The organism is Wolbachia endosymbiont of Ceratosolen solmsi (assembly GCF_017869155.1).
Lineage (GTDB): Bacteria > Pseudomonadota > Alphaproteobacteria > Rickettsiales > Anaplasmataceae > Wolbachia > Wolbachia pipientis.
Window position 1 is genome coordinate 139,545 of the sequence record NZ_CP054598.1, and the last position, 14,933, is coordinate 154,477.

11 protein-coding genes, 2 tRNA genes and 4 pseudogenes are annotated in these 14,933 nt (G+C 34.7%); 11 read left to right on the plus strand and 6 right to left on the minus strand.

Annotated features, from left to right (window positions below; translation table 11 throughout):
* The first annotated feature begins 118 nt into the window (after positions 1-118).
* Positions 119-328 (plus strand): hypothetical protein, encoded by a 210-nt coding sequence (locus HUB95_RS00785; RefSeq protein WP_012673405.1) that lies wholly within the window; start codon positions 119-121, stop codon positions 326-328.
* Positions 329-337: 9 nt separating this feature from the next.
* Here the strand turns inward: HUB95_RS00785 and HUB95_RS00790 are convergent.
* A pseudogene (locus HUB95_RS00790) lies at positions 338-1,479 on the minus strand (transposase).
* A 321-nt stretch (positions 1,480-1,800) separates the two neighbouring features.
* Between HUB95_RS00790 and HUB95_RS05925 the strand changes: the two are divergent.
* The 3 genes from HUB95_RS05925 to HUB95_RS00800 all read left to right on the plus strand — a co-directional run bounded on the left by HUB95_RS05925 (position 1,801) and on the right by HUB95_RS00800 (position 4,118).
* On the plus strand, positions 1,801-2,157 hold the full coding sequence (locus HUB95_RS05925) for a hypothetical protein (protein ID WP_227738564.1): 357 nt from the start codon (positions 1,801-1,803) through the stop codon (positions 2,155-2,157).
* A 24-nt stretch (positions 2,158-2,181) separates the two neighbouring features.
* Complete coding sequence (locus HUB95_RS05930) at positions 2,182-2,484, plus strand: hypothetical protein (RefSeq protein ID WP_231115838.1); 303 nt, start codon at positions 2,182-2,184, stop codon at positions 2,482-2,484.
* A 107-nt stretch (positions 2,485-2,591) separates the two neighbouring features.
* Positions 2,592-4,118, plus strand: a complete 1,527-nt coding sequence (locus HUB95_RS00800) for an acyl-CoA carboxylase subunit beta (protein ID WP_209452439.1) — start codon at positions 2,592-2,594, stop codon at positions 4,116-4,118.
* Positions 4,119-4,171: 53 nt separating this feature from the next.
* Here the strand turns inward: HUB95_RS00800 and HUB95_RS00805 are convergent.
* Positions 4,172-4,244, minus strand: a tRNA-Thr gene (locus tag HUB95_RS00805).
* A 247-nt stretch (positions 4,245-4,491) separates the two neighbouring features.
* On the opposite strand from HUB95_RS00805, the pseudogene mutM reads away from it, so the two are divergent.
* Together mutM and pdxH are read left to right on the plus strand one after the other, a co-directional pair.
* Positions 4,492-5,306, plus strand: a pseudogene (gene mutM / locus HUB95_RS00815) (bifunctional DNA-formamidopyrimidine glycosylase/DNA-(apurinic or apyrimidinic site) lyase).
* 16 nt (positions 5,307-5,322) lie between these two features.
* On the plus strand, positions 5,323-5,916 hold the full coding sequence (gene pdxH, locus HUB95_RS00820; RefSeq protein WP_015589412.1) for a pyridoxamine 5'-phosphate oxidase: 594 nt from the start codon (positions 5,323-5,325) through the stop codon (positions 5,914-5,916).
* A gap of 3 nt (positions 5,917-5,919) precedes the next feature.
* On the opposite strand, the gene HUB95_RS00825 is transcribed toward pdxH, so the two are convergent.
* Positions 5,920-5,996, minus strand: a tRNA-Met gene (locus HUB95_RS00825).
* 62 nt (positions 5,997-6,058) lie between these two features.
* Here HUB95_RS00825 and HUB95_RS00830 point away from each other — a divergent pair.
* The 4 genes and pseudogenes from HUB95_RS00830 (at position 6,059) to HUB95_RS00845 (ending at position 10,902) form a co-directional block, all read left to right on the plus strand.
* Positions 6,059-8,209, plus strand: a pseudogene (locus tag HUB95_RS00830) (ComEC/Rec2 family competence protein).
* Positions 8,210-8,270: 61 nt separating this feature from the next.
* Complete coding sequence (locus tag HUB95_RS00835; RefSeq protein WP_209452440.1) at positions 8,271-9,356, plus strand: hypothetical protein; 1,086 nt, start codon at positions 8,271-8,273, stop codon at positions 9,354-9,356.
* A 47-nt stretch (positions 9,357-9,403) separates the two neighbouring features.
* Positions 9,404-9,967 (plus strand): hypothetical protein, encoded by a 564-nt coding sequence (locus tag HUB95_RS00840; protein ID WP_209452441.1) that lies wholly within the window; start codon positions 9,404-9,406, stop codon positions 9,965-9,967.
* Positions 9,958-10,902: an RluA family pseudouridine synthase gene (locus HUB95_RS00845; protein WP_041573544.1), complete on the plus strand. Its 945-nt coding sequence runs from the start codon at positions 9,958-9,960 to the stop codon at positions 10,900-10,902. The genes HUB95_RS00840 and HUB95_RS00845 overlap by 10 nt, the downstream gene beginning before the upstream one ends.
* Positions 10,903-10,913: 11 nt before the next feature.
* On the opposite strand, the gene HUB95_RS05935 is transcribed toward HUB95_RS00845, so the two are convergent.
* The 3 genes and pseudogenes from HUB95_RS05935 to HUB95_RS00860 form a co-directional block, all read right to left on the minus strand.
* The gene (locus HUB95_RS05935; RefSeq protein ID WP_244662765.1) at positions 10,914-11,129 is read right to left on the minus strand and encodes a diacylglycerol kinase; all 216 of its coding nucleotides are present in this window, start codon (positions 11,127-11,129) and stop codon (positions 10,914-10,916) included.
* Positions 11,130-11,360: 231 nt separating this feature from the next.
* Positions 11,361-12,155, minus strand: a pseudogene (locus HUB95_RS06560) (EndoU domain-containing protein).
* A gap of 49 nt (positions 12,156-12,204) precedes the next feature.
* A complete protein-coding gene (locus tag HUB95_RS00860; RefSeq protein ID WP_015589416.1) occupies positions 12,205-13,401 on the minus strand; it encodes a phosphoglycerate kinase in 1,197 nt (398 codons plus the stop codon).
* Positions 13,402-14,410: 1,009 nt separating this feature from the next.
* Here HUB95_RS00860 and HUB95_RS00865 point away from each other — a divergent pair.
* Complete coding sequence (locus HUB95_RS00865; protein WP_209452442.1) at positions 14,411-14,932, plus strand: cytochrome b; 522 nt, start codon at positions 14,411-14,413, stop codon at positions 14,930-14,932.
* Position 14,933 lies beyond the last annotated feature (1 nt).

Here is a 14,933-nt window from a genome sequence, read left to right on the forward strand (position 1 = left end):
GTTCTATATGAAGTAAATTATAACCGAAACTTTTCAATTTAACTATTGACTTCGTAGATTATATAAGCATACTACAGTTAGAATTTTTTTATTTCGTTATGTAAAATATGGGGTAGTTATGCTAGTGTCAGAGCAAATAGAGAGTGTAGATAGAGAAGAATTAAAGCAACAAAATCATATACATAAAGATACAGAGTGTTCGGAAGAGACGACAATATATGGGCATATTAATCAACATATGGAAAAAAACATCTCAAATACATTGCATGAAATATATGATGCTCTTATGTCATATAACGAATCGGAACAGCCAATGGCGTCAACTTAAGAACTTTCATTAGCAAACTCTCCTAAAGACATGATGGCGTTTAGGCTTATCTACTTTATTGCGGCTGTCCCGGTCGGATTTTAACTTTAGCGCGTATACTTAAAAAGGGCTTGAAAGTTTTTTGGCGCAATAAGTACCTGATAGAGTTTCTGCCTCATTACACCAAATAAAACTGAAAAATTTAAACGATACTCAGTAATTTGATCTGGGTTCCAAGGCCCTTGTGCATCACACATATGAAGCGATAATATATTGCACATGACCAAGTTTGCCCAAAATTCTTGTAATACAGCCTCTCCAGAAAAATTCTCTAACTCTGCTCCTACTTTGAGTCGTTTATAGCACTCCTCTATGTGCCACCTTAACACATAAGCTTTGCTCCAAAGTCTCGGTCAAACTCTGTTTCTCAGTTGGCTAATGTCAGCACTATAACTCTTACTTTCTGTCCTTTCATTTTATTTTTTAGCTTTTCATTTTCTAATATAAAATCAAAATCTAATTCGCCAGCGTTCCCATAGCTTACTATAATTTCTTTTTTGCAAGCGAAAAATAAAATCTACTTCCAAATCATAATGCTGCTGAATGAATTTTACTGAAGACGATCATAGATAAATAATAATTTCTCTTGATTTAATAAACGCATTTGAGTGATAACTTCGGGTAATTGCTCTGCCGCCAACGTTTGTTCACCTATATTCCAAGCTGCAAGACGAGCACTACAAATTAGCGAAGTACACAAATCAACAAACAAATTGCCAATGGTGCCTGTTGTTCCATTTGGTTCAAACTCGGATACAATTTCCCCAGAGCTGGGTAATCTCATACCAGAACCATCTGCTGCAATAAGTCTATAGCCTCTCCAACTCAGGTTCATCCTGATAGGCTGTTTGGATGCTTAAATTCTTGAAAGCCTGTATGGCAAATCTTATACCTTGCTTTAGAAAAAGCTTGCTTTGAGGGTACATGTCAATGGCTCCATAAGTTCACATTCTATTCCCAAACTTTTTTTAACTAACTTTAAAATCATAGAAAATACTGTCGAAAAAGGAAGTTTTCTTGTTCGTGTAAAACTCAACACAATGGATTTTCTGAAAAGTTTTCGAGTATATTATATTTTTAATTTGTAGAATAAGGTTTTTTCCTTTTTGCATATTTCACCTAAAAAGGACACATTTTAGACTTCTTTGTTGAAATAAAACAGAAACAAAAGTGCTGTCCCTTGCACTCTTTGGATAATTTAATGATAAAAAATTTAGAGAGAAATTTTATACACTATCGCTGATATTTTTCCTTAAGTTGACGCCATTGTGTGAACGGTTACCTAATGATGAAGCTATCGAAAACATAGCAAAGAGACTTCAAAAATCTATAGACGATGCAAAAAAGCACAAGGTCATGTTTAGTGTTGATGTATTCCAAGGAGAAAAAAGTCATCAATAATAGATTATTCGATACTGATCTTATACCACCTCATGGAGCAAGATAAAAATGTTACTGAGACTGGAAAAGAAAAACTACGGCCTCTTATGTTAGAAATGTTTAATCTAGTTTCAACAGGCACTGATGTGAGCCAAGAAGTTCGGAGATTATTGCCAGAAGATATACTGAAAGAACGCGGCGAATATTTGTCACGTCTAAAACAAATTGTAAGTGATAGTATTGAAAATGACAAAAAAAAAGAAATTGTAGTAGAAAGAGATAATAAATTTTATTATGTACAGTGTCCAGAAAAAAGTGTGATCACTCCTGCAAAATTTATGAACTCCCCGGAATTTAAGGACTTAGAATATGGTGCATTGCGAATAGGAGAAGGAGATAATCTAATCTGAATAAAAAGCTGGCAATATCATGATATGCAAGGCAAAGTAAAAATGACCTTTAGGGTAGGCGATGAAAAGATCGAAATGATTTTATCTTCTGAAAAAGCTGAAAGTTTTGGTAAAATAATGGTACATATGGATGACAAAAGTTGTGAAATCTTCTCAAAGTACCTAAAAGAGCTAGAAAAAGAACCTCGTATAAGCAAGGTTGTTGAAGCTGCTAAAAGTTTTGCACAAACAAAAAGCAGTGCAGTTAGTCCACCTCTTTCTAATATGAAAAGTGTTGACACATCGCAACATTTTCAAAGTAGTGACCATGAATCACCAGAGCATTAACAATTATCATACATACATTGTTGCATATAGCAATAGTGTATGTGTATAGTTAGTAGGGTTTGTAAACTTAATAAAGTCTACAACTAATTTGAAAACTACTTTATTGTATGCAAGACTTTAAAATACTAGAAAATCTAAAAACCAAAGCACTAGAAGCTGAAAAAGGAGGCGGTTCTGACAGGATTACCAAACAACATGAAAAAGGGAAATTAACTGCTAGAGAAAGGCTCAGTATATTGCTCGATGAAAGTTCTTTTGCAGAATACGATAAATTCGTAAAACATCATGCAAATGATTTTGGCATGCAAAATGCTAATTTTTTAGGTGATGGGGTAGTGATTGGTCATGGTACTATTTATGGCAGAAAAGTTTTTGTTTATTCTCAGGATTTTACTGTCTTTGGTGGTTCACTTGGTGCGTCACATGCAAAAAAAATATGCAAAATTATGGATATGGCAATTAATGCCAGAGTTCCAATTATCGGACTAAATAATTCTGGTGGAGCCAGAATTCAGGAAGGAGTAAATTCTCTTGCTGGTTATGGAGAAATTTTTCAAAGAAACGTAAATGCATCGGGTGTTATACCACAAATTTCTTTAATTATGGGCCCATGTGCAGGAGGTGCAGTTTATTCCCCAGCATTAACTGACTTTACTTTCATGGTGAAAAACAGTTCATATATGTTTATAACCGGGCCAGATGTAGTAAAAAAGGTTACCTACGAAGATGTAAGTTTCGAAGACCTCGGTGGAGCAAAAATTCATACAAGCAAAACAGGAGTAGCGGATTTTGCATTCAATAATGATGTTGAAATGCTGCTAAAAATGCGTGAATTCTTTACTTTCTTACCAGCAAATAATCAAGAATCACCAAAATCTGCACCAATCTGTAATGATGTTGACGACATTGATGAATCCTTAAACACTCTAATTCCTACCAATCCTAATACTCCTTATGATATGTATGAACTCATTGAAAAAGTTTGTGATGAAAGGAATTTCTTTGAACTGAAACCTGATTTTGCTCGTAATATCATAACTGGTTTTGGTAGAATTGGAGGAAATACTGTCGGTATTGTTGCAAATCAACCTATGCACCTTGCAGGATGTTTGGATATTGATTCTTCAAGAAAAGCTGCGAGGTTTGTAAGGTTTTGTGACGCATTTAACATTCCGATCATCACACTTATTGATGTTCCAGGATTTTTGCCGGGTACAAATCAAGAATACAATAATATAATACAACACGGAGCGAAACTGCTTTACGCTTACGCTGAAGCGACCGTGCCGAAAATTAGCCTTATCACTAGAAAAGCGTATGGTGGTGCATACATTGTTATGAATTCGAAACATCTAAAAGGTGATATAAATTATGCCTGGCCAACTGCTGAAATAGCTGTGATGGGCCCTGAAAGTGCAGTTGAGATTATATTTCGACACGAAAAAGATCAGCAAACGTTAATTAAAGAATATAAAGAAAAATTTGCTAACCCATTTTTTGCTGCATCATATGGATACATTGATGACATTATAGTGCCAAGTAAAACAAGGTATCACTTTTGTAAAGCATTAGAGCTACTCAAAAACAAGAAGGTAGAAAGGATATGGAAAAAGCATGACAACTTACCTCTGTAACTTTCTTCTAAGCCTTGCTTACAAGTTATGCAATATTATAAGTATAATCAGTGTGCCGTTACCAAGACTCGAACTTGGGACCTCGTCATTACCAATGACGTACTCTACCACCTGAGCTACAACGGCAAGTTTATATATTATGATAATGAATAACACAAAAAAGAATAAGGAAAAAGAAGAGGAGAAAAAAAGATTAGCGAAAGCTTTAAAGCAAAATATTTTGAAAAGAAAAAAGCAGCAACAGAGTAGACAGAGAACCCTTTCAAAACTCGTTTGTGGTGAGGAATTTTTAGGAGAAAGCACCGCAGAATACTCGAATGTATTTGAGAACGACAAAATTACCATCAGAAACTTAAGTTTTGAAGGAGGTATCATGCCAGAACTACCGGAAGTGGAAGTAATCTCTAATTTTTTGCTTGATAAAATTAAAAACAAGCAAATCAGTAATGTTATAGTGAATAATTGGAATTTACGTGCCCCAATAACAAAAAATATTGATGATATGCTAAAGGGCAAAGTCATACGCAACATCAAGCGTAGAGGTAAGTATACCATCTGGAATACAGATGGTAGTGTGGCTGTAATCATACATCTTGGCATGAGCGGAAAGCTTATATATGCTGACCACGATCAAATGCGGAATAAGCATGATCACGTGGTATTTTTATTTTCTGACAATACTTCAATAATTTTTAATGACCCAAGAAGATTTGGATTAGTTATCGTTTTAAATAAAGAACAAGAAACGGATTTTTTAGCGATTTTGGAATAGAGCCCCTCACGGATGAATTCAGTGGAGACTATTTACAGGAGTTGCTGAAAAACAAAAAAGTGAATATCAAATCAGCGTTAATGGACAATAAATCAATAGTTGGCGTAGGCAACATATATGCTTCTGAGAGCTTGTTTAGAGCCTGTATATCACCACTCAGGTCAGCAAAAAACTTGACCTATAGAGAGTGCGAAAAACTTGCTGCTGAAATAAAAAATACTCTGAGTGATGCAATTGCTGCAGGCGGTTCAACACTGAAAGATTATGCACAGCCATCTGGATCTGCTGGATACTTTCAAAATAACTTTTACGTATATGGTAAAGTTCAAAAACCTTGCAAGATTTGCAATAATATCATAACACTTATACGACAAAATGGCCGTAGCACTTATTTTTGCAACGCGTGCCAGAATTAAGATTTTATTTTTTGATATGATATTTTCACTTGAAAAAGATCCATTTGATTTGTTTTCAAAGTGGTACAAAGCAGTACTTAATTCTCCGTGTGAACAACCAACTGCAATGACGCTAGCAACTTGTAGCAAAGACTGTATTCCATCTGCAAGAGTGGTATTACTAAAGGAATATAGCAAAGAAGGTTTTGTGTTTTTCACTAACGTAAACAGTAAAAAAGGGAAAGAATTGACTGAGAACCCCAAAGCTGCGTTAGTGTTTCACTGGATAGAATTTTCTAGGCAGGTAAGAATTGAAGGAGAGGTTAAACTTCTAAACGATGAAAGAACTGACAAATACTTCTCTTCTCGAGCACGTGATAGTCAAATTAGCGCATGGTGCTCAAAACAATCGAGCATTCTGAAAGATTGGCAAGATTTTGAGCAAGCTATTGAATTGAAGAATAAAGAATTTTATGATCAAAAGGTCCCTCGTCCTGATTTTTGGGTGGGATTTTGCGTAATCCCAAAAGTAATTGAATTTTGGCAAGAAGGTGAATATAGGAAGCATATTAGATTTAGATACACTCTTGTTGAGGGAAGCGATTGGAAAGTGGAACAACTATATCCTTAAAAATGGTTGCGGGAGTAGGATTTGAACCTACGACCTTCAGGTTATGAGCCTGACGAGCTACCGAGCTGCTCCATCCCGCGTCGTTGCTTATTTAGTTATTATATATACAAATAATGAAAAAAGAAAAATAAAATTTCACCACATGCAAATATCGACACACTTATTAACTTTTCTTGACATAATAGTTAGTTATATACGTAACAATCTGCGCAATGAACAATATAACTTGATACTGTGGTTTCCTGTTTTTCAGTGTGTAGGAATTCTAACCTATTTTTCCCTAAGTTTTGAACCAAGCTGCATATCTATTTTTCTTTTGCTTTTACCCACACTAATTTTGATTGCAATATTGTATAAAAGGTACGCGATATTGTGTATCGCTTTAATTGCAGTGCTCATAGGATTTACAGCTAGTAAATTAAGAACAGCTTTAGTTGATACTCAAATTCTTGATAAAGAGAGATATGTAAAAGATATCGTTGCCACAGTGAAGGATATTAACGACAGGGGCTCATATAAACAATTTCTGCTTTCTGTTGAAAAATCCCCTACTATCTCAAAATCCTCTCCTGTCATCCCAGCGCCCCCTTTTGTCATCCCAGTACTTGATACTGGGATCCAGAAAAAAAAGATATGGATTCCAGCGTCACGCGCTGGAATGACACCGGATAGAGCTCTAGATAACATCAGAATATCAGTTAGAACCAAAGTGGAAAAAGGCATTAAAATAGGCGATCAAGTAAAATTATCAGCAAAACTCTTCCCTCTAAAGATTGCGCCCTCGGAGTATGCATACGATTTTGCAAGAATAGCATATTACCAGAAAATAAGTGCAACAGGCTTTGCAACAAGCAAAATAGCCCTGCACAAAAAGGCTGAAGCAAGGAAATTTCAAGAATATATAGAATCTTTCCGTCAATACATTTATGAAAACCTGCAGCAAAATATCAAGAAACCACATGCGGATATAATCTCTGCATTACTGATCGGTAAAAAAGATGGCATAGATCAAAAAACTATGGACGCGATACGAGATTCAGGTATAGCACATTTGTTTGCCATATCTGGTTTGCATTTATCATTCGTTGCTGGTCTGTTTTTTGTAGTGTTTCGTAATTTATTCGCAATATCTGAAACTTTGACTCTTAAGTATAACACCAAGAAAATATCTGCATTCCTTACTATCTTGCCAACCACGTTTTATTTGTTGATTACCGGTATGCAAATTTCTGCTCAGCGTGCCTACATCATGGTGATTTTAGTACTCGTTGCAATAATGATAGAGAGAAAATATCGAGGGTTAATAGCAATTGCGTTTGCTGCTTCAGTGATACTCTCAGTAGAACCAGAAGCAATTTTAAAGCCTGGCTTTCAGATGTCATTTTCTGCTGTTTTGGCACTGGTTGCCAGTTATCAGATCAATGCCAACAAATTATTCAAATAAAAATAATGAAATATTTTGTGTCGATAATGATCAGCTGAGTAATAGCAAGTTTAGCAACTGTTCCGTATACGATATATAATTTTAATTATTTTTCAATTAGTGGCATTATCACAAATTTAGTTGCTATACCGATAGTTACATTAATTATTATTCCACTTGGAATAATCTATGTTTTTTTGATTCCTTTGGGTATTGAGTGGATTATAGCGCCACTTATAGAGCGCCCAATTGACAGCATTTTGTATATAACAAACGCTATCGCTAGTCTTCAGTATTTGGTTATTCCCATTCGTACTTTTCCTGCCTCATCAATTATTATAATAACATTTGGGTTATTGTGGCTGTGCTTGTGGGAAAGAAATTGGCGTTTTTTGGGATTTTTTTATTGTACTAGGTATTTGCTTTAGCGCTGCATATAAAACCCCCGACATCCTAATAAATGCTGATAATGTTGCTGCAAAGGAGAGTGATAACTTACTATATTCTCTCACTAGAAAAAGCAGAAATTTTGTTATCAAAACGTGGGCAAAGCAAAACGGACAGAACCAAATTTTGAATCATACAAAATATAGCAATCCAGATAAAAGACTAAAGTATGGCTGCATATATAATAAAGGAAATAATAAATTAGTGCTGCTAGCTTATAAAAAAGAAGATATTTCAGAAAATTGTGATAAAGTTGATTTAACAATTCAATTAAGTGAGTTTGACTATTCAGCTTGCAACGCTAAAATTATTAAACATGCTGATCTAGAAACGTATGGCACACATTCTGTTTGGTTAACAAATCGTTACGTAAAGATTAATACAGTGCGCTCCAATAGGCCTTGGCACATGTTGAAAAATTAAGAAACTTGATTTTAAGGTTTGGTTAATGTATACCTAAATAAGTTTAAACTAGAAAAATGTTATGGTTACAGACACTCAAGATCCTTTCAAAGACTATTTTGATTTTTTAGGATTTAGAAAACTTTCTGACCAGCCCAGTAGAATTTTGAGCTCTATAAGAAAGTATTCTGGTACTATATCGATAGCAAGTACCATTGCTACTCTTATAGCATTTACTGCCTTTTCTATTCAGCCTGTTACAGTAAGTATTGCTGGGTTTGCGTTCACGCCAGCACCTCTTGCCTTTATTCCTCTTATAGTTCTCTTATTTACTGCTGTTATAAACTTTATAAATACACAAAAAATAAAAGAGAATGAGATAGATAAAAAAGTAGGAAACTATCAAGTTGATGAACAGTACAGCCAGATTGTTCAAGAAGCCGAAAAAATTGAAATTGTAACAAATTTAGATAAAAAGGGGGAAAAGCTTTCAATAGTTTTACCAATTTCTAAGACGCAGAGAGAAATACTAGAAGATATAGAAGCAGAAAATAGAAATAGGATTCTCTTGTTTACTGGATCATATGTATTTGGTACTATTATAGTAGTTTCAGCAATATCACAATCCATTAATGCTCCAATAATATTAATAGCTTTATTAGTCGCTATTCTTTTATGCATCATATCAACACTTAGCAATCTAATAAGTAATAGCGTGGATCATGAAAATCATACTATTAGAAAACACAGTTCTTTAGGTCTTCTATTTCCATACTGGTCTGGAAAGGGCATGATTGTATCAGTAGTAGAAAATAAGCTTGGTAAAAGGGAAAATGAACTAATATCTCTAATGAAAAAACTACTTAGTCCGCTTTGCAACTCATTTGACAGTAACCTTAAAAAAGCTTGCGATTTACTTGATAATAGTCTTTTAAAGCCTGCAAATATTAACATTAAAGAAACGCTTGATCACCTAAAAAAAATCAGAGAAGACATCAAAAAAGATTTAGATTGGCTACATGCAGAAATTTCAGAAGTTTTAAATAACACTAAAGAATTGACAAAAAAAGCACATTCACTAGATATTGAAGGTACTTTTTCTAGGTTAGAGAATGCTATTAAAATTGCTGAAGTAAAATTGAACGATTTGAACCAAGCCGCTTTGTAGGCTGGCTTCAATCAACTACGCAGTCTAATAATAACGAGTTCCTTAGCATGCTAAAAAAGTTAAAAGAGGATACAGAAAAGGAAAAAACGGAATTGAAGAAGCAATTAAACGTAGTAAGGAATGAATTAGAAGAAATAAAAAAGAAGCAAGCTCAACCAAGTACGCCTGATTTAGAAGCTAACAATGGAAATAATACTAATAAATTATTAGTATTAGAAAATAAAGTCAAAGAACTACGTGACACAGTTAGAAAGTTAGAGCTGGAAGCAGAACAAAATAAGCTGCAGCAAAAGAAGGAAAAGTTAGAGCAAAAAAAATCTGAACAAGAAAAAACAGATGAATGGAAAGAAAAAATCAACGGCAAACCAAGTGACTTTCTATATTATTTATTAGAATCTATTAAGCTGGAAGAAAAAGATAATAAAGAAAAAAAGGTTGAGGCAACATTACGAGATTTTGATAATAAAGTTACAATCTACTGGAAAGATGGCTCTCAAACAATTTGCCATATTAAAAAACAAGGTGATCTGCAAATTGAGTCTAGTGCAACAATGTTTACAGACCCAAATGTTCAAGCAGCATGGGAAATGGCGCGGGGTAAATCACTATAGATCACTCAATAATAACCTTAAGTGTTAATAATGATAAAGAGAAATTAAGGTTAGACACCTATATAGCTGAAAAATGCAACATATCACGCAGTAAAGCTCAAAGATTGATACAAAATGAGCAGGTGAAATTACTTGGCATACCGATAATTAATAATGATCACATAGTAAAACCAGGTGAAGAGTATATAGTACATCTCGTTCAACCTGACATATCCACATCAATTGAGCCTAATTATGACATAAAACTTGATATCGTCTATGAAGATGAGGATATTATAGTTCTGAGTAAACAAAGTGGATTAACAGTGCACCCAGGTGCTGGGACAAACAATGATACGCTTTTGAACGCAGTTATCGCTCACCTTAATGTAAGACCAGGAATTGTTCATAGACTCGATAAAGATACTAGTGGGCTAATGGTAATTGCAAAAAATGAAGCAGCCCATAGTTTTTTGTCTGAATTGTTATCGAATCGCAAAATAAAGCGGGAATACTTAGCAGTAGTTTGGGGAACATTATCTTCTCAGCAAGGCACGATAAAAACTAACATTGCTCCCAAACGCGGTAATAAAGAAATGATGTGTGTAACAAAAATCACAGGCAAATTAGCAATCACTCACTATTTAGTGCAAAAAGTTATAGGACAAGTAAGCCTCGTTAAATGCACTTTAGAGACAGGCAGAACACACCAAATTCGAGTCCACATGAGCCACATAGGACATTCCATAGTTGGTGATCAAGTTTATGGAAAAAATAGTAGTAAAAGCACAAAATATGCTAAAAACTCTAGTTTTATTCGTAATTTCAATAGACAAGCACTACATGCTTATACACTGGGCTTATATCACCCCAAAAGTAAGGGATACATGGAATTTGTCTCTGATTTACCGCAAGATATAAAAACTTTAATTGGTGAGTTTGACAACATATCTTAATAACATTCGTATTAACCTATCAATATTATCATCCATGTTATCAGGAAGTTAATTAATGAAAGAAAAACTGCTGCACTACCTAGATCTTTCACCTTTTTTGAAAGTATGTGTTGTTCACTGGAAATACGCTCAATTGTCGTTTCAAAAGCAGTGTTAACAATTTCCACAATTAACACCAGGAATAGGCTGCTTATCATTACTGCACGTTCTAGATTACTTACATCCAAAACAAACAAATTGAGACACATACTATAAAAAGCAGTAACTCCTGTCTGAACGCAATTTCTGATATAAAAGCTGATTTTATTCCTTCACAAGAGTATTGAATTGCTTTTATTAGACGAATAATGCCCTTCTTCATTATTATTCACAAAACCCTTTAATCAAAATTTTAACTCATTTGGATTTGCTACACCCTATAGCATTTTTATCATTTGTTTACCCTATTGGTTTTGAAATTAAGATTTACCGCAACTACAATAAGTACTCTTATCATCACATTTTGGTGTTAAGTCAGGATAGAACGTGAGTATAGCATCATTCTTTCTTACAAACACTGATTGATAATCGTCATCTTCCATTTCATATAGACACATTCCATCTTTTCCTAATTCCTTAAACGCCTTAGTTGCAGAAATTATCGGCATGAAGGTTATATGCGTATCCATTTGGGCATTTAACTTTCACTTCCCCATCCTTACCTAAATATTTCATTCCAAATGTATAAACTGGCGGCTTAATATCTGATTTATTGCATAGGGACTTATCATTCCAAATTGCACCTGCCCATTTATCTTTTTGAGCTTCAACATATCTACCTACAAAATGCATACCACCTAGTTTATCGTTTGGCTCACCACAAAAAATATGTCCAAACCCTATAGTTTCTTTTTCACTTTCACTATTTGTAAACCAAATGTTAGCCAGTTCATCTTTAAGTAACTCCAAATCCGCATCTGGCGTAATCACTTATATATTCCTTTCACTACTTCTTGATGCTGCGGACAACTAAGTAAAATTTTGAAATCTTCTTTATCTGGATGTGCTCCCCAATCTCCACAAACTTTCAACACTCCTCTATCGAAGTCAGTTAATTCTGAAACGGTGGCTGGTTGTGAACTGAAAAATGGTTCAAAATTGACTTCAACATTTTCTTCTACATAGCCGGTGTGAAAATAATGATCCTTAATATAAAAAATAAATCCTATTATTGGTATTATTAAACACAAAATTAGTTTAACTGTCTTCGACATAATCACGTTCACAAAAAAGCTAGCCTATAAGAAATAATTTAAAAAAGTTTTAATCTAATCGTTTTTGCAGAGCAGCAACTCCCGGCATTTCATCGCCACTTAACCAATCTAAAAATGCTCCTCCACCAGTGGAAACATATGTAAAATCCTTATCGGTAAGGCCTGCAGCGCTTATTGCAGATAGACTATCGCCTCCCCCTATTATGCTGGTTAACTTTCCTTTGTGCGTTAAGTCACTTACGATTTTCATTACCCCTATTGTACCACTTGCAAAAGCTGAATGTTCAAAAACACCAATAGGTCCATTCCACAGCAGAGTCTTACTGCTTGCTATTATACTGCTTATTGTACTCAAAGTTTGTGGTCCGATATCCAAAATTATATCACCGTCCAAAATGGACTCAGTTCTTCTTGAAATACTAGTGCTGTAATCAGAGTTTACTGCAACCAGAACGTCTTCTGGCACAACTATTTTGCAATTGTTTTTATTTGCTGTTTCAACAATATTATGTAGAAGGTCGTCAACACCATTTTGAAAGAAAGATTTCCCTATATTTACTTTGCTAAATGACAAAAAATTATTGGCTATTGCACCACCTAGAACTAGGTAATCAACCTTTTCTGTTAGCTTCATAAGCACTTTTATTTTAGTTGATATTTTAGCTCCCCCAACTATCGCAGTAATAGGTTTAGCTTTAAATGATACAGCTTTTTCAAGATACTTTAGCTCATCTTGCAAGCAAAATCCCGCATAAGAAGGTAAAAATTCTGTAATGCGTGAAATAGAAGCGTGAGCTCTGTGAGAGCAAGAAAATGCATCATTTACATATATATCCGCTAGAGATGCTAGTTGTTTGGCAAAATTTGAGTCACTTTGCTCTTCCTCTTTATAAAATCTTAGATTCTCTAGTAATATTATATCTCCTGCATCCATAACACTTACTGCTCTTTGTACTTTTTCACCAAAGCAATCGTCAATGAATTTCACTTTTTTATTTAGTAACTGCGATAAAGTGTCAATTACATTTTTTAGCGACAGATTATTGTCTCTGGCCTTTGGGCGTCCAAAATGTGATATAATAATAATCTTTGCACTCGCATTCACTAAATACTGAATAGTAGGCAATGCTCTCAAAATACGAGTGACGTCACGAATTTCTCCATCTTTTATAGGAACATTGAAGTCAACTCTGAGTAAGACGGCTTTATTGTGAAGATCACAATTTTCTATACTAGGTATACTCATTGTAAAACTAAAGCTATAAAGTCACTATACAGCAGTTTGATCTAAAGTAAAGTTTTAAGCTTACGAACGTTTAAGGAAATTTGCATGCCAAACGCTTGACACTGGAACCTTATCGTCACCGCCACGAACCGTCATACCGCCGCGGCGCTAACAAGAGATCCCGCTAACACGTAGTGGGATGACAAATTGCTTAACCGTCATACCGCTACGAACCGTCATTCTGCCGCGGCGCTAACAAGAGATCCCGCTAACAAGCAGCGGGATGACGAATTACTTAACCATCATCTACACCGTCATACCGCGATTCATTCGCGGTATCTCTTAACATAGATCCCCTACTATACCTTAACATAGATCCCGCTAACACGTAGCGGGATGACGGTTGTCGTTTAGCCATAAACATTAAGAAATTTACCAAACGAAAAAAAAGGCAAAAGAAGCCCTGGGGTTATTATCCGCTTTAAAATATTGGCGTTTTTTATGTTTTAAACGCTTGACAAGCAAGATTTAGCTGCTTTTAATTGCAACTAACTTACGCTGCAAATGTTTAAGAAATTTACTAAGCAGGAAAAAAGACAAAGAATCCCCGAGTTAGCTAGTCTTTTACTATCTCTGTCGAGTATTGGCATTTTTTGATGTCTTGTAACGCTTTATAAGCGCGTTCAGCTTATTTAGATAAAAATCTAGATGTAGATGAAGTTTTGTAAAGACATACAGTATCTATATACTGCAAAAAATTGAACATAAGACGCCGATACATTAAGTAATCCTTACCTTTTAATCTGCAGATTGGCGAAAGCAAATACAATAGCTTCAGTTTCATGATAAGGGCGCTGGCGAAGGGTGTCAAGTAAGTTTTTCGTTTAATCCGTTTCTTGATTTAGGTGCCCTTGACTTCCGGCTGGGTCGAATTTGTATAGCTACATTGTTGGTAAATCTAAATTGCTTTAATAATTTTGATTGAAAAATAGTTTTTCTATTATATAAATGCTACTTTAGAGTAATCAAAATGGAAGACAATAAATATAGCCTAGGTTTAAGAGTTATCCATTGGTTGATGGCTGTTTTTATTATCGGTATGCTTTGCTCTGGACTTTATATGAAAAGCTTACCACTTAGCAATGAAATTAAGTTCAACATATACGCTATTCATAAGGCTTGCGGTATCACTATTCTTGGATTAATCATAGTACGCATATTTTTTCGCGTCTTTACTTATGTTCCACCACTTCCAGCAAATTTTTCTCGGTTTGTAATCAATATAAGTAAAGCAGTGCACTTTGGTTTGTATTCTTTAATGATGCTAATGCCACTATCTGGCTATGTCATGTCTTCTGCTTCTGGCAAACAGATCAAATATTTTTTCCATATCCCTTTGTTGATTAATCAAAACAAAGATCTAGCTAACACGGCTAACGAGCTACATTCGATGCTTGCATATTTTATGGTACTCTTTATAATCTTACATATACTTGGCGCTTTGAAGCACACATTTATAGATAAGCAAAACATTTTTAAACGTATGATATAGG

Excerpts from the sequence above, each read along its gene's own strand:
- HUB95_RS00800 (WP_209452439.1), top strand. The coding sequence starts at position 2,592 with ATGCAAGACTTTAAAATACTAGAAAATCTAAAAACCAAAGCACTAGAA.
- HUB95_RS00835 (WP_209452440.1), top strand. The coding sequence starts at position 8,271 with ATGGTTACAGACACTCAAGATCCTTTCAAAGACTATTTTGATTTTTTA.
- HUB95_RS00860 (WP_015589416.1), bottom strand. The coding sequence starts at position 13,401 with ATGAGTATACCTAGTATAGAAAATTGTGATCTTCACAATAAAGCCGTC.
- pdxH (WP_015589412.1), top strand. The coding sequence starts at position 5,323 with ATGATATTTTCACTTGAAAAAGATCCATTTGATTTGTTTTCAAAGTGG.
- HUB95_RS00840 (WP_209452441.1), top strand. The coding sequence starts at position 9,404 with ATGCTAAAAAAGTTAAAAGAGGATACAGAAAAGGAAAAAACGGAATTG.
- HUB95_RS05930 (WP_231115838.1), top strand. The coding sequence starts at position 2,182 with ATGCAAGGCAAAGTAAAAATGACCTTTAGGGTAGGCGATGAAAAGATC.
- HUB95_RS00865 (WP_209452442.1), top strand. The coding sequence starts at position 14,411 with ATGGAAGACAATAAATATAGCCTAGGTTTAAGAGTTATCCATTGGTTG.
- HUB95_RS00785 (WP_012673405.1), top strand. The coding sequence starts at position 119 with ATGCTAGTGTCAGAGCAAATAGAGAGTGTAGATAGAGAAGAATTAAAG.
- HUB95_RS05925 (WP_227738564.1), top strand. The coding sequence starts at position 1,801 with ATGGAGCAAGATAAAAATGTTACTGAGACTGGAAAAGAAAAACTACGG.